Genomic DNA, 17,873 nt, shown 5'->3' with positions numbered 1-17,873 from the left:
TTAACTAAACCCGATAGCAGTGAAAAGTTTGTCAGTCTGAGCTTGTCGAAGACAAAAACTTGAAACGAATAGCGGGACTGATGAAACCGAAGAGCAATGAACCTTGCTTTTCAAATTTTTAAAAAAGACACAACCAAAAAATGAGTAAATATAATTTTGATTATTTAGACGAGCTTGAGGCGGAGGCAATCCATATTTTGAGGGAAGTTGCGGGGCAGTTTGAAAAACCTGCTTTGTTGTTCTCCGGAGGTAAGGACTCCATTACTTTAGTGCGTTTGGCAGAGAAAGCTTTTAGACCGGGAAAATTTCCGTTTCCGTTGGTGCATATTGATACCGGGCATAATTTTGAAGAAACGATAGATTACCGCGATAAAATGGTGGCTCGCTTGAGCGAACGTTTAATTGTTGGTTCGGTACAACAATCTATTGATGAAGGAAAAGTGGTAGAGCAAAAAGGTAAAAATGCTAGCAGAAATGCATTGCAGACGGTTACCTTGTTGGAAACGATAGAGAAACATCAGTTTGATGCTTGTATTGGCGGCGCTCGTAGAGACGAGGAAAAAGCCAGAGCTAAAGAGCGTATCTTTTCGGTGAGAGATGAGTTTGGACAATGGGACCCAAAACGTCAGCGACCAGAATTATGGAACGTTTACAATGGCAAAATTCACAAAGGGGAGAATGTGCGTGTGTTCCCGATTAGTAACTGGACGGAGCTAGATGTTTGGAATTATATCCGCAGAGAAAATATTGAGTTGCCGAGTATTTATTTTGCGCACGACCGTGATGTGATTACTCGTAATGGGCAGTTAATGGCCGCTTCGCCATTTGTAAATATGGACGAGGAAGATGTGGTAGAACGTAAAAAGGTGCGTTTCCGTACGGTAGGTGATATTTCTTGTACGGCTGCTATAGAATCTGATGCTTTCTTGATTGACGATATTATTTATGAAATCAGTCAGTCGAAAATTTCGGAGCGTGGCGCCCGTATGGACGATAAAGTTTCGGAAGCAGCAATGGAAGACAGGAAAAAAGGGGGATATTTCTAACGTACTGCGTAAAAAGTATTGCGTATAGCGATAAGGCCTATACTCAATACTCAATACTCAATACTCAATACTACAAGAATGAACATACTTAAATTTTTTACGGCAGGAAGTGTAGACGATGGCAAGAGCACATTGATTGGCCGTTTATTATACGATACAAACTCTATTTTGGCAGACCAGCTGGAGGCTATCCAAAATGCGAATAGAAAAAACGATGACGGTACGGTAGATTTAGCCATTTTAACGGATGGTTTAAGGGCCGAACGTGAACAGGGAATAACCATTGATGTGGCTTACAAGTATTTCCAAACGGATAAGCGTAAGTTTATCATCGCAGATACTCCAGGACATATTCAGTACACTAGAAACATGGTCACGGGTGCTTCTACGGCAAATTTAGCCATCATTTTGGTTGATGCTAGAAATGGTGTGGTAGAGCAAACCATTCGCCACTCTTATTTGGTTTCTTTGTTGGGAATTAAGCACGTTGTAGTTGCTATTAATAAAATGGATATGGTTGATTACAGCGAAACTGTGTTCGAAGCCATCACTCAAAAATATAAAACATTGGCTGAGGAATTGAAGTTGCAAGATGTGACTTACATCCCAGTAAGTGCGTTAAAAGGCGATAACATTGTACACGCATCTGAACGTATGACTTGGTACAATGGCGAAAGCTTGCTGCATTTTTTGGAGCAGGTTGATGCTGATGTGCAAGAACAATCTGACAAAGCGAGAATGCCGGTGCAATGGGTAATTAGGCCACAAACAGATGAGCTGCACGATTATAGAGGTTATGCTGGTCGTGTGGTAAGCGGAACTTTTAAAGTGAACGATAAAATCACTGTTTTACCTTCTGGAGCTAGTTCTACCATTAGTAAAATCGAGTTTTTTGATAGGGAACTGGAAGAAGCTTCTTCTGGTCAATCGGTAACTATTCACTTAGCAGATAATGTGGATATTAGTCGTGGAGATACCATTGTAAATTCATCGGCTTTGCCACAAGAAAGCAAATTGGTAGAGGCAGATTTATGTTGGATGGATACTAAAGCTTTGGATACTTCGATTACCTATTTGCTGCAACATAACAGCAAGGTAACTAAATGTAAAATAGCTGAAGTGGTTTACAAAGTTGATATCAATACTTTAGAAAAGCATTCGGCAGAAGAGTTTAAACTGAATGATATTGGTAGGGTAGTGCTTAAAACTGCAGATAATTTACCATTCGATTTTTATGGCGAAAGCAAAGCAAATGGTTCAGCAATTTTAATAGATAGCAGAACGAATTTAACTGTTGGTGCTACTATGTTTAGAGCTTTGGCAGATTAAGATTAATACTTGAAATAGGTCAAAAGGTTGTTGGTTTTTACTGGCAACCTTTTTTGTTTAAAAACTTAAAGCATCATTTTTCTTAATTCCTTAATGGTTAATAAACATTAAGAAGTTAAGGAAATTAAGTTTTGAATGATGTAAATGTTTTATGCTTAATTATGAGCAAATTATCAGAGTATAATTTAATCTTTTCATAACTTTTACTTCAACTCTCTATTTTATTTTAGTAAAAAGAAAACAATTTCAATAATGAGGTGTTTACTCGATATAATCCTCTTAAATTTTACTGAAATGGGCGAAAATTTTATTTTACACGAAGCTGCAAACGATAGTAGTCGTTCAAATGAAACAAAGAATTACTCAACAGATGTAACTCAAAGTTATGTTAAACAGCGTAAAGAAAAGGCGGATAAGCAAAGACAGGATGAAATAAATGGAATTTCTAATGCAAAGCTTTCGGAGCAAAAGTGGGACGAAATGAAAAGTTACCGATACGCTATTTTTTAATAGCTACGAAATAGTGAAAGGTGTTTGAATTATTCAAACACCTTTTTTATTGCTTATTGTTTCGGAGCACTTCGTGAAGGCTCGTAATTTAAGTTTGGAGACAACCAATACAGCAACACCATTCTAGAGTATCTGTAATTGAATGGTGCAAATATCAGCGTAGTTAAAAACAATACGCCAATAAAAGCATAAAGATTTTCGTAATCTAAGGTTAAGCCAAAAACGTAAGCAGCTACTCCAGCGGCAATCATTTCGGCAACGTTCATTGCATAACTCACAAACATGGCTACATAGAAATATCCTGGTTCACGCTCAAATTTTAATCCGCAATGCGGACAAAATTCGTTCATTTTCTGCATTTTAAAACTGTAGGTATTTCCTATAAAAGCATTTCCAACCCTACATCTTGGGCATTTCGCATTCGAAAAACCTTTCCATGTTGATACATAGTATTGTGTTTCTTTATTCGGTTCCATATGGTGTTGTTATGTATTGTTTTCTAAATCTGTCGGGAGTTGTTCCCTCGTATTTTTTAAAGAATTTAACGAAGTAAGATTGGTCTTCGAAATTCAGTTTTTCGGCAATTTCCACTACTCTTAAATCTAGATTGATGAGCAATCGTTTGGCTTCTAAAATAATCCTATCTCTAATTAATTTTCCAGCAGATGTTCCTAAAAAATCATTGCAAAGCGCATTTAAATGATTTGGTGTAATGTAAAGCAATTCTGCATATTGTTTAGGTAAACGCAGTTTAGTAAAGTTCTCTTCTATCAAATGCTGAAAGTTCGTTAAAATGGTATGGTTGTACTGATTGACTTCTTTATTGCTTGCATGGTTGGTAGTTCTGTTCACTGCTATAAATAGTTGTAGCAATAAAACTTTCACTAAATCGTCATTAAATTTGTTGGTCTGTTCTCCCTCATTAAGAATAGCTTCAAAAATTGAAGTAATATTTTCAATGGTATGCTCATCTAAAACAAGCACCTGCTGTTCTGGTTTGCCACTAAAAAAACTAAAATTCGATAAATACTCCTGCTTTAAAAGTAGCGAACTAAAGTAAGAAGTAGAAAAGTTAATCAGATAACCATCTGGTTCGCTATTGAAATTCCAGCTATGCACTTGTCCCGGTATCATAAAGTAAATGAGGTTGGGTTTTACATCAAATGTTTTAAAATCTATTTGCTGTTTGCCGGTTCCCTTGGTGAAAAAAACAAAGTGAAAAAAACTGTGGCGATGTGCGCTGTGTAGGTGATGATGTTGCTTTGAATAATGTCCAAATCTGCTCACCAAAATTCCGTCGTTTTTATACTCCGAAAAATTCTGAATATCATAAACAGGTATGCGCCTTTTCATGTCACAAAATTATCAAAAAGTTAAGAGATAATAATGGTATTTTATGATTTTAAAAAGGTATTTTTTACTTATTAAAAGTAGTTATTTTGGTTTTTTTAAATGATTTTATGGTTTTTTATACTTTATGTATGATTTTGAAAATTACCATAACTCCAAACTGCTATAAGTTTTTGTGAAAAAAAGTTGAGAAATGTTTTGCATTATCAAAAACTGCCGTATATTTGTCCTCGAGAGCGTTAATTTAGATGATGGGGGTAGGACTTCGGTTCTATCTCCATTTCTTTTTTCATCCCCTTTTGTAGTAGTGATTTAGCACTAAAAGGTAGAGCAATCCGATCAAAATTCCGCCCACAATATCTGTAAACCAATGTGCCCCTAGATATACTCTAGAGACAGGTCCAAACACAAACATAAAATACGAGATTGATGTAATGGTGTTCCTTAAATAGGTAGGGATGGCTTTTAATTGCTGCATCAAGAAAATTAGAAATCCGAAGAAAACTACATAAGATAAAGTATGACCGCTTGGGAAGCTATTGTTTTGGTAACTTTCTATTAACGTAACGTGTTCATTGGTCGGTCTTGATCTGTTAAATAGGCGTTTTAACAAAAATGTGATTACCCCTGTAAAGGAAATGGCCATCACAAATATGGCTTCTCGCTTATATCTCGCGATCCAAAATGCAGCAGCAGTAGCAAGCATACAAATAAAAGCTACAGAAACATTACCAAAAGCACTAATCAATATCATTGTTTTATCTAACCATGGGCTATGGAACTGTTGCACAAAATGAGATATACTGATATCGAAATTGTTGATAGGGTTGTTGCCAACAAAGAATGCCAACAATATAAAGGCAATTAGAAGTAGGATGCAATAAGTAAGTTTCGGCTGTTTAAGCATAATTGATGTTTTTATAAACACATAGATACATAGATTTTTATGAAAATAGGTGTTCATTAAATCAGTTCATCTATGCAAATAGAAATTAAGTCTCTGTTAAATTAAGTTATCTTTGCTTGGTATGGCGAATACAAAAGAAAATAAATTAGAACTAAGAACCGTAAACGTTACTAGATACGTAACGCCTTTGCGAGAAGGTGGCTCAATGCCTGCCATTGCTGAGGCTGATGATGGTTTTTTATATGTATTGAAGTTTCGTGGGGCGGGTCAGGGGCACAAAGCATTAATCTCTGAAATTATTGGAGGAGAAATTGCCCGTGCTTTAGGGTTAAAAATGCCTGAGTTAGTTTTTGCAAACTTGGATGAAGCTTTTGGAAGAACAGAACCCGATGAAGAAATTCAGGATTTGCTGAAGGCCAGTGTGGGCTTAAACTTAGCATTGCACTACCTTTCTGGAGCAATTACTTACGACCCAACCATCACTAAAATAGAGCCTACGTTAGCGTCTAAAATTGTTTGGATGGATTGCTTGCTAACCAATATGGACCGCACGCCTCGAAATACGAATATGCTCTACTGGCATAAAGAACTGTGGTTAATAGACCATGGTGCATCATTGTATTTCCACCACTCGTGGCAAAATTGGGAAGAACAAGCCAAACGCCCATTTGTATTGGTGAAAGACCATGTGTTGTTGCCACAAGCAAGTGAAATTGCTACGGTTGATGCTGAGTTAAAAGCTATATTAACGCCTGCGCTCATTGATGATATTTTAGCGTTAATACCCGATGAATGGTTAGACGAACGTAGTTTTGAAACTGCCGAAGACCAACGAAAAGCTTATGCTTATTTTTTAAATACCCGAATTGAAAACTCTTCAATTTTTGTAACGGAGGCCGAAAATGCAAGACAGACACTTATTTGAGTATGCCGTAATTCGGGTAATGCCTAGGGTAGAACGCGAAGAATTCATTAATGTGGGTATCATTATGTACTGCAATAGATTGAAGTATTTAAACGCAGCATTTAATGTTGTGCCAGCCAAGTTAGAGGCGTTATGTTGCGAATTGGAAGTTTCTGTAATAGAAGACAATCTAAACGCTATCATAAATATCTGTAAAGGAGGGAAGACTGCCGGACCAATAGGTCAATTAGATTTAGCAAGTAGATTTAGATGGTTAACAGCAACCAGAAGTACGGTGGTGCAATGTTCTAAAGTGCATCCAGGTTTTTGTATAGATGCTGATGAAACTTTTGAAAAACTGATGAAGGAATTGGTTTTATAGTTCTCAAATCTTCAAATTATTATAGGCTATCCAATTCGGATGGCCTTTTTATTTTAACGAAAAACAGCAGCTCATCCAAGCTGCTGTTTTTTCAACCAAATATAAATTGTATGAACATTGATGCAAATATAATAAAGTATACTAATTTAGTAGTATTTATTTTGAAAATAGTTTTAAGCCTATAGAAAATGTTGATAGAAATGTTTAAATTTATTATTCTAAATATAAACAGAAATGAAAAAGTTATTATTTACGCTATTTATAGCGTGTTCTACAATGTTGTTTGCGAATGCGCAAGATGTACCAAAAAAAGCGACTTCTTTTGCTTGGAACAAGGCAGCACTTACAGAAATAGGATGTGATGCAGATCAGATTAAGAAAATCGCAGCTATTAAAAAAGAAGCTGGAGAGAAGAGAGCCAAAATTGAGGCTGATGCAACTTTAGATGAAAAAGCTAAGAAGACCGCCGTTAAAGCTGTTGTTAAGGAGAGAAACGATGCAATGAATGCACTCTTAACAGAAGAGCAACGTAAAAAAGTGGAAGAAATTAATGTGAAATTAAAGGAAGAAGCTAAAGCAGGAAGTTAACACCGACTTAGCTTTGCATTATTCGGAAATAATACAATAAAAAAATCCGTAGTGTTTGCTACGGATTTTTTTATGCTTTAGAAATCGCTTTTAAAGAGCTTCAGAAACTACGTCTTTTACTTCTGGTACCATGCGTTGCAATAAGTTTTGTATGCCAGATTTTAACGTAATTGTACTTGATGGGCAACCACTGCAAGAACCTCTAAGCTCTACAGTAACTACGCCTTCTTCGAAAGATTTGTAAGTAATGGCACCACCGTCTTGTTCAACAGCAGGGCGTACATAATCGTGTAAAATTTGCTGTATTTTGATTTCAGTTTCCGTGCCTTCAAAATTTGGTGCTTCTTCTGCAGCATCTTTAATTTTAAGTTCGGCTTCAACTGCACCTTTCACAAACTCTTTCAATATTGCCTCGATATCACTCCATTCTGCATCCTCAGTTTTGGTGATAGTAACAAAGTTGCTAGCGAAAAATACACCATTTACAAAGTTGAATTTAAATAGTTCTTTTGCAAATGGAGAGCTTTCTGCACTTTCTTTGGTAGCAAAATCTTCACTTCCATTAATCAACAGCTTGTTTACCATAAATTTCATGGTAGCTGGATTGGGAGTTTGCTCTGTATATACGTTAATAGTCATGTCTAATAGAATTTGATACAAAAATATGCAATTGCAAAATCAATTGTTGTCTATTTTAGGTCATTAAACTTATATTATTAAATGATAAAACGAGTGAATGAGAGAATCGCTAAAATGCTATTATTCGATCATTCAAAACTTAAGCATTCAAAATTTTAATAAATTCCTGTATAATTGAAAGGAGTAATTTTCTTCAACTCAAGCTTTATATCGTCATTAACATCCAATTCATCAATAAATACAGCAATGGTTTCTGAGGTGATTTTTTGGTTGGTTCTTGTTAACGCTTTTAGTGCCTCGTATGGATTTGGATAAGCTTCTCTGCGTAAAACCGTTTGAATAGCTTCGGCTACTACTGCCCAATTCTCATCTAAATCTGCATCAATTGCTTGTTGGTTAAGGATAATTTTGCCTAAGCCTCTTAACGTAGAATTGATGGCGATTAGAGTATGTGCCATCGGTACACCAATGTTTCTAAGTACTGTAGAATCAGTCAAATCTCTTTGCAAGCGAGAAATAGGAAGTTTAGCCGCTAAAAACTCGAATAAAGCATTGGCAATTCCAGCGTTACCTTCTGCATTCTCAAAATCAATTGGGTTTACCTTGTGCGGCATAGCCGATGATCCCACTTCGCCTTCCTTAATTTTCTGTTTGAAATAGTTTTTAGAAATGTAAGTCCATATATCACGATCTAAATCAATGATGATATTGTTGATACGTTTTAGTGCATCACATTGAGCAGCAAATTGGTCATAATGCTCAATTTGTGTAGTATGTTGTGCTCTATTTAAGCCCAAGGTATCGTTTACAAAGTCATTCGAAAAATTAACCCAATTAATTTGTGGATAGGCAATATGGTGTGCATTGAAATTCCCCGTAGCACCGCCAAACTTTGCACCATTTGGAATTTGCATCAGGTTGGCCAGTTGCACTTTTAAGCGCTCTACAAAAACCATAAATTCCTTTCCTAATTTGGTAGGAGAGGCTGGCTGACCGTGTGTGAAAGCTAAAAGTGGTACATTGCTCCATTCGTTTGCTAGGTCGTTTAACTTTTGGATTAGCTGCTCTAAGGCTGGATAATAGCTTTCTGTTAGCGCTAGTTTAAACGTATATGGAATTGCAGTGTTATTGATATCTTGAGAAGTTAATCCGAAGTGGATAAATTCTTTATAGGCTTGCAAACCTAAACCATCAAATTTTGCTTTGATGAAATACTCTACAGCCTTAACATCGTGGTTGGTTACGCTTTCGGTATCTTTAACGCTTTGCGCATCTGTTTCGTCAAATGATTGATAAATATTCCTTAACTGAGGAAATAAGTTTTTATCGAAACTTTCGGTTCCAGGAACATTTGCATCTACTAATGCAATAAAATATTCTACCTCTACTAATACTCTATATTTGATTAATGCGTATTCAGAAAAATAGTCTGCAAGTTTTGCGGTGGTTTTTCTGTAACGACCATCAATTGGAGAAATAGCTTGTAGAGAAGATAAAGTCATGTTTATTGATTTTTATAAAGATGTGCAAAGTTAACATTTGTTGGCTATTAACATAGCTAAAAAGGAAAATGCCGTAAACGAAAAAAGCCCCGATATAATCGGGGCTTTTTTATGCTTTTTACTATTTGACTAGTGAGCAGCTTTAGTTGTATCAACAACAGTAGTATCAGTAGTAACAACTGTATCAGTTACAGTAGTATCAGCAACGATAGTAGTATCAGAACCGATAGTGTCAGTACCTTCAGCAGCTTTCTCAGAAGAACAAGCAACTACAGTTAAAGATAAAGCCAAAGCTAAGAAGCCAAATTTGAATAAGTTTTTCATTTTAATTTTCGTTTAAACTTTTTTAATTAATTAATTACAACTTAATGCCAGTATCTTAAAAAGGTAACCCATAAAATTTAAAAATATTTTAAAAATAAATTAAGTGGTTGATTTTTAGGTAGATATTTTCTATTTAAGTGTGTTTTATCAGGTTGCATACAAATAAAAAGTCTCCAGATATTAATCTGGAGACTTTTTATAAGTTATTTAAACTATTGACTAGTTAGCTACAACAGTAGTGTCAGTAGTAACAACTGTATCAGTTACAGTAGTATCAGCAACGATAGTAGTGTCAGTAGCTACAGTGTCAGTACCTTCAGCAGCTTTTTCTGATGAACAAGCAACTACAGTTAAAGATAAAGCTAAAGCTAAGAAGCCAAATTTGAATAAGTTTTTCATTTTAATTTTCGTTTAAACTTTTTTAATTAATTAATTACTACTTAATGCCGATATCTTAAAAAGGTAACCCGAAAAATTACAAATATTTTTAATTATAAGGTAAGTTCTTGTTTTTTAGATTGTTTTTATTGATGCTGAACAAAAAAAGTCCCGACAATGCCGGGACTTTTATAAGTTATTTAACTATTGACTAGTTAGCAGGAGTTGCAGCAACTGGAGCAGCAGCACCAGTAGTATCAACAACTACAGTAGTGTCAACAACAGTAGTATCTACTACAGTAGTAGTATCAACAACAGTTGTATCAGCGCCATCAGCAGCTTTCTCAGAAGAACAAGCAACTACAGTTAAAGATAAAGCTAAAGCTAAGAAGCCGAATTTGAATAAGTTTTTCATTTTTTAATTAATTTAATTTACTGTTAATGCCGCAAAGGTAAAAAGGTAACCCAAAGTTTCAGAAGAAAATTAAAATATTTTTCTGCCAGTGTTTTAGGTTACTTATTTACGCTTTGGGTATTAAATTAAGTGTGTTGTATAGGCTCGTGTAATATAAACCCGATTGACGTGTAATACTTTTTGCTGCAGTGCCAATTGTTAACTGCCAAACGCCAACAAAAAGATTAAGCGGAAAGCGGGGCTATACATTAATAAGTAGTAGTACATTTGCTTTTCAAAACATAGATTTCGGACTGAAAATTTAAGTCGGTTATTTTTTTGATTATTATTGGGTTACCATTTGAATTTAATTGTATTAATAAGTGAGTATAAAGTTAAGCAGTTCGTTACCAACAGATAGAGAGGTTGTTTTAGGCATACTCAATAACTCGGTAGAGGCATTAAATAAATTGTATGTATCGTATTTTCCGATGGTGCTGCAGTTTATTTTAAATAACAATGGCGATGAAGATGATGCAAAAGATGTTTATCAGGAAGCCATTATTGTTCTTTATAATAAGATAAAAAGTGGTGATTTTGAGCTGAGCAGTAAATTGAAGACTTATATCTATTCTGTAAGTAGAAGGATTTGGTTGAAGAAACTGGCACAGCATAGCAAGAAAACCAGCAATATATCTGATTTTGAAGATGTGTTGATTGTAGAAGAGGATATGGAACAGCATGAACAAAAGGACATGCAGTTTGATAAAATGAAAGTGGCATTGGAGAGCTTGGGTGAACCTTGCAAAACAATTATCGAAGATTTTTACATTAACAACCAATCGATGCAGGAGATTTGTGAAAAGTTTGGCTATACCAATGCGGATAATGCGAAAACCCAGAAGTATAAGTGCTTACAACGGTTAAAGAAATTATTTTTTCAATCATAGAGATGAGACAAGATTTAGAATTAGAGGCTATTATTGAAGATTACCTAAATGGTAAGTTAACACCTGAGGAGCGTGTTGCTTTTGAGCAATTGAGAAACAACGATCCAATGGTTGACCATAAGGTGGTGGCTCATAAGGTTTTTTTAGAATCGATGGCGCGATACGCACACATTGTTAAGTTAAAAGAACAAATGGATGCTGCACATGCTCATATTGACATCGTGTCGCTTACTGAAGAGTTGAAACCTCATCCATCTAAATTGGTAAGGTTATGGCGTGGTAGTAGATCTGCCGTGGCTATTGCTGCTTCGTTTATTTTGTTGGCGATGGTTTCTTTGTATTCGATACAGAATAACAACAAACAAGCTGGTACTTTTCAAGCTATGAGTCAAGATATGGCCCAAATTAAGCGTTCTCAAAGTGGTTTAATTAGAGATATTAAATCTATTAAAACTGATAATAGAAATAGCAATGCGGGAAGTAGACCTCGTTTTGGTGGTAGTGGTTTTGCTATCTCTGGTAATGGGTATATTGTAACCAACTATCATGTTGTTCGCGGAGCGGATTCGGTTCATGTACAAAATAGCAAAGGCTCGTATAAAGTGCAGTCTATTTATACTGATCCGGTTAATGATATTGCGATCTTAAAAATTAACGATAAATCTTTCGATAATTTACCTTCTCTGCCTTATACGATTAAAAAAGGTACTTCTGGTTTAGGAGAAGCTGTATTTACCTTAGGTTTTCCTAAAGATGATATTGTTTTAGGTGATGGTTATGTGAGTTCTAAAAATGGTATCAATGGCGATACTTTGGCATATCAAGTAGCAATTCCAGTAAATCCAGGTAACAGTGGTGGCCCGTTGTTGGATAATAGCGGTAATATTGTTGGTATCATTAATGGTAAAGAGAACAAAACTGATGGCGCTACTTTTGCTGTTAAATCTAAATATATTATGGAAGCTTTGAATGCCATTCCGCAAGACTCGCTGAGCAGAAGAGTTTCTTATGGAAAGAAAAGTTTGCTTAAAGGTATGAAACGTAATAAGCAGGTAGAAAAAATGCAGGATTATGTGTTCATGATTAAAGTTTACAACAACAACTAAGTTCTTTTATAATTAAGGATGAACCCCGAAAACATTTAATTGTATTCGGGGTTTTTCTTTCTATTACGCCACAGATATTACTATAGTATATATAATGATGAAATAATATCTATGCATCTGTGGCTAACTAACTATATTTAAAGCATGGAATTTGGAAGAGTTGAACCCAACGAAATAGATCAGATCGATTTTAGCCTACCACCAGATGGCGAACAAACAAAACGTATGTTGAAGGGTGAGGCTGCGAAAGACCCAAAGTTTTTTGTAGGCTGTGCCAAATGGGGACGCAAGGAATGGATTAACCTAATTTATCCGCCTAAAACTAAGGAAAAAGATTTTTTAGGTGAATACGTTAATCATTTCAATTCTATAGAGTTAAATGCAGTTTTTTATGGCATTCCGAAAGAAGAACAGATATTGAAATGGAAAGAAATGGCAGACAAGCGAGCAGATTTTTTGTTTTGCCCGAAGTTTTCTAGAGCGATTACACATATTAAACGTCTAAATAATGCACAGGCAGAAACTGACTTGTATTTAAAAGCGATTAGCGCATTTGGCGATAAACTTGGACCATGCTTTTTGCAGTTGGGCGATAATTTCGGTCCGAAAAACCTGCCTGTTTTAAAAAGTTACTTGGAAGCCTTACCTAGAGACCTTAATTTGTTTTTAGAAGTGCGCCATGAAGAATGGTTTGCCAACGCTGATGATCGAAGAGCTTTGTTTTCGATGCTTGCAGATTTAAAGGTGGGAGCCGCAATAACTGATGCAAGTGGTAGGCGAGATTGTTTACACATGGAATTGCCGACGCCAAAAGCTTTTATACGCTTTGTAGGAAACGGAGGTAAGTTTTTAGAAAGCTCTGATATGAAAAGGATAGATGATTGGGTAGAAAGATTAGCAGATTGGATAGGCAAAGGACTTGAAGAGGTTTATTTCTTTTTGCACCAACACGACGAAAGCGATACACCTCTAATTGCAGATTATACGATTGAACAGTTCAACCAAAAGTTAGGGAGTAAGCTGCCAAGAATTAAATTTTTGGAAAAGCAAGGTGGTTTGTTCGACTAATCGCGTAGTTTACCCATTGCAAAAATCACCTTGGTTTTGTAACTTGAATTTATAATTAAACGATTTTTCATTTTAAAAATAACACTATGAGTTTACGAATAGGGGATATAGCTCCGAATTTTAAGGCTACAACGTCTATAGGTGAGATAGACTTTTATGAATATTTAGGTGATAGTTGGGGAGTTTTATTTTCTCATCCGGCAGATTATACACCAGTTTGTACTACAGAATTAGGTAGAACTGCTGCCTTAAAGGGCGAATTTGATCAAAGAAATGTAAAAGTTCTGGCGCTAAGTGTAGATCCAGTTGATTCGCATTTAGGGTGGATTAAAGACATTAACGAAACACAAAATACTAACGTTGACTTTCCGATTATTGCAGACTCGGATAAAACTGTTGCTAATTTGTATGACATGATTCATCCGAATGCTTCAGAAACTTTAACAGTTCGTTCGTTGTTTGTAATTGGGCCAGATAAAAAAGTGAAACTGATTATCACTTATCCAGCCTCTACGGGGAGAAACTTTAACGAAGTAATACGAGTAATAGATTCGTTGCAATTAACCGCTAATTACAGTGTAGCTACACCTGCAGATTGGAAAGATGGTGAAGATGTAATTGTAGTTAACAGCATCAAGACAGAGGATATTCCTGCTAAATTTCCGAAAGGCCATAAAGTAATTAAACCATATTTAAGAACTACGCCACAACCTAATAAATAATTATTAAGCCCTTGATTGTTAATTATAATTCGTTAGATTTACGTTAACAAGATTATCAATTTAAAAATATAGAACTAAATGAGTACCGGAAAAGTAAAATGGTTTAATACCGAAAAAGGCTATGGGTTTATCTCTCAAGACTCAGGCAAAGAAATTTTTGTACATTTTAAGGATGTAGAAGGCGGCATTAATGGAATTAAGGAAAACGATGATGTTGAATTTGAAGTAGCTGAAGGTAAGAAAGGACCTCAAGCTGTAAACGTAAGAAAAGCTTAATTATATTCAATTATACGTCTAAAACAAAGCCCCGATAGTATTTACTGTCGGGGCTTTGTTTGTGTTGATGAATTTTTAGAAGTTCAATACTTTTATTTCTGTTCTCCTATTAGCTTGATGTTCTGTATCTGAGCAATTCATGCCATTACCACAGTTATTTGTCAGTTTGGTTTCACCGTAACCTTTAGCAATTAATCTGCTTTTTTCAATGCCGTTGGCTACCAAATAATTTACTGCCGCATCTGCACGTTGTTGAGATAATTTCATATTGTAAGCATCGTTACCTCTGCTATCTGTGTGAGAAGAAAGCTCAATCTTTAATGATGGGTTTTGTTTCATAATGGCAACTACATTATCTAAAATAATTGCCGCATCTGTACGGATATTTGATTTATCGAAGTCGTATAAGATGTTCTTCAATACCCACTGACTGCCGGCTGCCAATTCGCAAACGCCTAATTTCAATGTTACGTAAAGCGTTTTGCTTCTATCTAAACCCTTGGTAGTTACCAATTCTGTTTGCGAGTATCTGCCTTGATGATTTGCCACCACCGTAAAATCTGACTGCGCTTCTAATTGATAGATGAATTTTCCTTGTACATCTGAGATTTGCCCAACATTGGTTTTGGAGTTAGTATTGGTTAAAACAGTGTTGATGCTTGGTAAATTACCACCTTTATTGCAATCGAAAGTTTCTCCAATTAAGGTAAATCTAGGGTCGTCGTGGTAAATTTCTTTGAATATTACCGCAGAACTAGATTTGAAATCCTCTTCCGTTAAAGTTAGCAACGGAGTTTTAATACCATTTTTCTCTCCAATCACTTGGTATGTGCCTGAAGATACTTTCGTTATTTTTTGGGCTTGTCCGCTCACGTCTGTAATAGATTTTTCATCGATGGTACCTCCATTAACGCTTACGGTAACACCACTTAAAGCTAAGCCAGTTTGTTTATCTTTCACTACAATTTGCAAATCTTTTGAGGCTATTAAAGGCTTAACTACGTCGTCGTATTTAGCAACAGGTTCTTGTGCAGGAGCTGGTTTTTTACTACTACCGAAAATGAATTTAATACCTGCACCAGCGTTAATGGTTTTGTGCAAGGTGTTTTCTTTAACTCGTCCTTCTTCGTAATGCTCTAAGAAACTGTTTTTGATACCTGCTACAGGGTCAATAGGCGTGTGCTCTACATTCTGTTCGATGGTAAACCTGCTTGGCTTTCCGCTGAAATCTACACCGAAAGTTTGTACATAATCTACATGTGCAAACAAAGCAATTTTAGGCGCAATCTTGTAGTTTAAGCGCAGGCCACCCACACCAGCCCAACTGTTTGCTTTATTGCTGGCATCGTTGGCGGTGTATTTGATATCGTGATTAAAAGTGCCAAAAGCATTTCTATAAGTTAGGGTAGTGGTGTACTCTGGAAAGTTTTGCATCATTACACCACCACGTAAATACAGCTCTGCATGGAAGTTGTTTTTGGTGAATTTGTAACTTGGACCAAAAGTGAAAAGGTAATCTTGGAAGCGAGGTCTGTTTTTGTAATCTGTAGCGATAAAGCCGTTGGCGAATTTGAAGCTATCGGCTTGGTTAATTCCATTTTGGATAAAACGGGCATCAATTCCTAAACCAAATTTGTTGCCCTTAAAATACTTGTCGAGGAATAAACCTGAGTGGAAACCTAATTTGGTATCGCCAATGGTTTTGTATTTACCAACCGGCTGACTAATTCCGCCTTGTAATCCTATTTGAAAATCTCCGCTTGGCTTTTCTTGTGCGGCTGCTAAAAATGTAAATCCTAGTAACATTAATGCAAGTGAAAATCTTTTCATAATTCTTATTTTTCGTTTAACATTCTGTTCTTAATTGTCCGCCTTTAATGGCGTTTAATAGTTAATCAAGAAGAAATGAAAAATGTTACCCCCTAAGAGAATGATTGGTTGGGAATTTTGGAAAATAAAGGATTTTCTTTCTAATAATTGACGGATTATAAATCCGTAGATAGGGCTTCGCGATTGCAAATCACGAAGAGCGAGTGTTTTAGTGCAAGCCTTAGCTAAGTAATTAACGTCATTAAGTTTAGCGCATATCTCTAAGCTATTTGTCTTGTCGAGTTTCGGGACATCTATTTGTAAGCGTTCAATAGTTCCTTCGCTGCGCTCTGGATGACACAGCTTCTTACCTTAATGGCGAACAAGGGAGGGGGGCAAATAAGTACGAGTTGGCGAGGACGCGAACAAATGAACTGCTAGCGTTGGCGTCCTCGCCAACGGGTAATTAAGAATGGTCTTATTAGTTACTTTGCAAGGGAAAAGTTCCTTCGCTGCGCTCTGGATGACATAGTTTCTTACCTTAATGGCAAGTAAGGGAGGGTTTAGAGTAGGTGAAGGTTGGCAGGGATATCAACGCCGTTTGTTGTGTCCACTAGCCTTTTTATTTTGCTGTTCGCAGATGCTAAGATTAAGTAAAAATACAAGGTTGCTGCATTGATTTTGGTTATTTAAACCCGATTGAATTGGAAAGCTTTTTTGTAGCAGTATTTAGACTTCGTAAGTTGTAAAAACTTACGAAGTCTTGTAGTAGCACTTACATTCACAAAAAACTTGGAGAGAAAAGCGGGACTAGCGAGAATAGTAAGTCTGAATTAGCTTTTCGAATATAAACTAACTCCTAACTTGTTCTAGCATTTCTTGAATTTCCGCTAAATCTCTAGCGACAATATCTGGTTTGGTGGTGGCTTGCTGTACATCGTTAGCTGTAGCTTCGCCCGATAAAACCAAAATTCCTAAAGCACCAGCATTTTTTGCCATTTGCACATCGGTGTAAATTCTATCGCCAACCATGGCGATTTCGTTGGGTTTTAAATTGAATTTTTGGATAATCCCGTCTAACATCCCAGGGTCTGGCTTGCCAATAACGATGTCAGGATTTCTTTTGGTTGCACCTTCAATACATGCACAGATGGAACCACAATCTACCAAGATATTCGGTTGGTCTGTAGGGCAAACCCAATCTGGGTTGGTTGCAAAATAAGGTAACTGCTGACTAGCCCAATAAGCTGCTCTGCACAGTCGTGAATAAACCAACGATGTATCAAAACCTACTACTAATGCATCTGGTTTGTCATCGGCACTATCTGCTGTAGATATAAAACCAGCATCTTCAAACTCTTTAATCATGCTGGGGGTACCCAAAATAAATAGCTTTTTAACAGTTGGATTATGGTTTTTAATATAGTTGATAGTTGCTACGGCAGAAGTATACATCTCTTCTTTTGTAGCCGGAATACCCATTTTTTCTAAATGTTTCAAATAATCTACAGTGCTTTTAGAGGGGTTGTTGGTTAAAAATGAATAACCAATTCCGTTGGTTTTTAGGTAATTTAAAAAAGTGTTCGTAAAAGGAAATAGGGTGCTGCCGTTATAGATCGTGCCATCCATATCGAGTGCAAAATGTTTGATATTTTTTAACTGTGTAATATCTGAAGTAGTTGTCATCGT

21 protein-coding genes are annotated in these 17,873 nt (G+C 36.1%); 11 read left to right on the top strand and 10 right to left on the bottom strand.

The window, feature by feature from the left end:
• Window positions 1–140: 140 nt before the first annotated feature.
• The 3 genes from cysD to AC23ME_RS06440 all read left to right on the top strand — a co-directional run bounded on the left by cysD (window position 141) and on the right by AC23ME_RS06440 (window position 2,885).
• Entirely contained in the window at window positions 141–1,046 is a 906-nt protein-coding gene (gene cysD / locus AC23ME_RS06450; protein ID WP_487726935.1) for a sulfate adenylyltransferase subunit CysD, read from the top strand.
• A gap of 78 nt (window positions 1,047–1,124) precedes the next feature.
• A complete protein-coding gene (locus AC23ME_RS06445) occupies window positions 1,125–2,375 on the top strand; it encodes a sulfate adenylyltransferase subunit 1 (RefSeq protein WP_487726934.1) in 1,251 nt (416 codons plus the stop codon).
• 294 nt (window positions 2,376–2,669) lie between these two features.
• Window positions 2,670–2,885 carry a hypothetical protein gene (locus tag AC23ME_RS06440; RefSeq protein ID WP_487726933.1) on the top strand — a complete coding sequence of 72 codons (216 nt, stop codon included), beginning with the start codon at window positions 2,670–2,672 and terminating at the stop codon, window positions 2,883–2,885.
• Between the two features lie 53 nt (window positions 2,886–2,938).
• Here AC23ME_RS06440 and AC23ME_RS06435 read toward each other — a convergent pair whose 3' ends face one another.
• From AC23ME_RS06435 to AC23ME_RS06425, 3 genes are all read right to left on the bottom strand, one after another.
• Complete coding sequence (locus AC23ME_RS06435; protein ID WP_487726932.1) at window positions 2,939–3,361, bottom strand: DUF983 domain-containing protein; 423 nt, start codon at window positions 3,359–3,361, stop codon at window positions 2,939–2,941.
• The gene (locus AC23ME_RS06430; RefSeq protein ID WP_487726931.1) at window positions 3,348–4,238 is read right to left on the bottom strand and encodes a helix-turn-helix domain-containing protein; all 891 of its coding nucleotides are present in this window, start codon (window positions 4,236–4,238) and stop codon (window positions 3,348–3,350) included. Before AC23ME_RS06430 ends, AC23ME_RS06435 begins: the two co-directional genes overlap by 14 nt.
• A 286-nt stretch (window positions 4,239–4,524) precedes the next feature.
• A complete protein-coding gene (locus AC23ME_RS06425; protein WP_487726930.1) occupies window positions 4,525–5,142 on the bottom strand; it encodes a phosphatase PAP2 family protein in 618 nt (205 codons plus the stop codon).
• Window positions 5,143–5,263: 121 nt separating this feature from the next.
• Here AC23ME_RS06425 and AC23ME_RS06420 point away from each other — a divergent pair, with 121 nt between their 5' ends.
• From AC23ME_RS06420 to AC23ME_RS06410, 3 genes are all read left to right on the top strand, one after another.
• The gene (locus tag AC23ME_RS06420) at window positions 5,264–6,067 is read left to right on the top strand and encodes a HipA family kinase (protein WP_487726929.1); all 804 of its coding nucleotides are present in this window, start codon (window positions 5,264–5,266) and stop codon (window positions 6,065–6,067) included.
• Entirely contained in the window at window positions 6,045–6,428 is a 384-nt protein-coding gene (locus tag AC23ME_RS06415; protein WP_487726928.1) for a DUF3037 domain-containing protein, read from the top strand. The genes AC23ME_RS06420 and AC23ME_RS06415 overlap by 23 nt, the downstream gene beginning before the upstream one ends.
• 234 nt (window positions 6,429–6,662) lie before the next feature.
• Window positions 6,663–7,016 carry a hypothetical protein gene (locus tag AC23ME_RS06410; protein WP_487726927.1) on the top strand — a complete coding sequence of 118 codons (354 nt, stop codon included), beginning with the start codon at window positions 6,663–6,665 and terminating at the stop codon, window positions 7,014–7,016.
• 90 nt (window positions 7,017–7,106) lie between these two features.
• Here the strand turns inward: AC23ME_RS06410 and AC23ME_RS06405 are convergent, their stop codons facing one another.
• From AC23ME_RS06405 to AC23ME_RS06385, 5 genes are all read right to left on the bottom strand, one after another.
• Window positions 7,107–7,655, bottom strand: a complete 549-nt coding sequence (locus tag AC23ME_RS06405; protein ID WP_487726926.1) for a NifU family protein — start codon at window positions 7,653–7,655, stop codon at window positions 7,107–7,109.
• Window positions 7,656–7,810: 155 nt separating this feature from the next.
• Complete coding sequence (gene purB / locus AC23ME_RS06400) at window positions 7,811–9,157, bottom strand: adenylosuccinate lyase (protein WP_487726925.1); 1,347 nt, start codon at window positions 9,155–9,157, stop codon at window positions 7,811–7,813.
• 129 nt (window positions 9,158–9,286) lie between these two features.
• The gene (locus AC23ME_RS06395) at window positions 9,287–9,481 is read right to left on the bottom strand and encodes a hypothetical protein (RefSeq protein ID WP_487726924.1); all 195 of its coding nucleotides are present in this window, start codon (window positions 9,479–9,481) and stop codon (window positions 9,287–9,289) included.
• A gap of 219 nt (window positions 9,482–9,700) precedes the next feature.
• On the bottom strand, window positions 9,701–9,880 hold the full coding sequence (locus AC23ME_RS06390) for a hypothetical protein (protein ID WP_487726923.1): 180 nt from the start codon (window positions 9,878–9,880) through the stop codon (window positions 9,701–9,703).
• A gap of 190 nt (window positions 9,881–10,070) precedes the next feature.
• Complete coding sequence (locus tag AC23ME_RS06385; RefSeq protein WP_487726922.1) at window positions 10,071–10,274, bottom strand: hypothetical protein; 204 nt, start codon at window positions 10,272–10,274, stop codon at window positions 10,071–10,073.
• A gap of 362 nt (window positions 10,275–10,636) precedes the next feature.
• Between AC23ME_RS06385 and AC23ME_RS06380 the strand changes: the two genes are divergently transcribed.
• The 5 genes from AC23ME_RS06380 (at window position 10,637) to AC23ME_RS06360 (ending at window position 14,375) form a co-directional block, all read left to right on the top strand.
• Entirely contained in the window at window positions 10,637–11,203 is a 567-nt protein-coding gene (locus tag AC23ME_RS06380; RefSeq protein ID WP_308848829.1) for an RNA polymerase sigma factor, read from the top strand.
• 2 nt (window positions 11,204–11,205) lie between these two features.
• A complete protein-coding gene (locus AC23ME_RS06375) occupies window positions 11,206–12,309 on the top strand; it encodes a trypsin-like peptidase domain-containing protein (RefSeq protein ID WP_487726921.1) in 1,104 nt (367 codons plus the stop codon).
• Window positions 12,310–12,453: 144 nt separating this feature from the next.
• Entirely contained in the window at window positions 12,454–13,377 is a 924-nt protein-coding gene (locus tag AC23ME_RS06370; protein ID WP_487726920.1) for a DUF72 domain-containing protein, read from the top strand.
• A gap of 86 nt (window positions 13,378–13,463) precedes the next feature.
• Window positions 13,464–14,099 (top strand): peroxiredoxin, encoded by a 636-nt coding sequence (locus AC23ME_RS06365; RefSeq protein WP_308848826.1) that lies wholly within the window; start codon window positions 13,464–13,466, stop codon window positions 14,097–14,099.
• 78 nt (window positions 14,100–14,177) lie between these two features.
• Window positions 14,178–14,375 carry a cold-shock protein gene (locus AC23ME_RS06360; RefSeq protein ID WP_308848825.1) on the top strand — a complete coding sequence of 66 codons (198 nt, stop codon included), beginning with the start codon at window positions 14,178–14,180 and terminating at the stop codon, window positions 14,373–14,375.
• A gap of 75 nt (window positions 14,376–14,450) precedes the next feature.
• On the opposite strand, the gene AC23ME_RS06355 is transcribed toward AC23ME_RS06360, so the two are convergent.
• On the bottom strand, window positions 14,451–16,205 hold the full coding sequence (locus AC23ME_RS06355) for an OmpA family protein (RefSeq protein WP_487726919.1): 1,755 nt from the start codon (window positions 16,203–16,205) through the stop codon (window positions 14,451–14,453).
• 831 nt (window positions 16,206–17,036) lie between these two features.
• Window positions 17,037–17,870: an HAD-IIA family hydrolase gene (locus tag AC23ME_RS06350; RefSeq protein WP_487726918.1), complete on the bottom strand. Its 834-nt coding sequence runs from the start codon at window positions 17,868–17,870 to the stop codon at window positions 17,037–17,039.
• Window positions 17,871–17,873 lie beyond the last annotated feature (3 nt).

This window comes from Pedobacter sp. T50_32 (assembly GCF_057652195.1).
The sequence above is the reverse complement of the archived record's forward strand: the minus strand, read 5'-3'. Positions and strand labels throughout refer to the sequence as shown.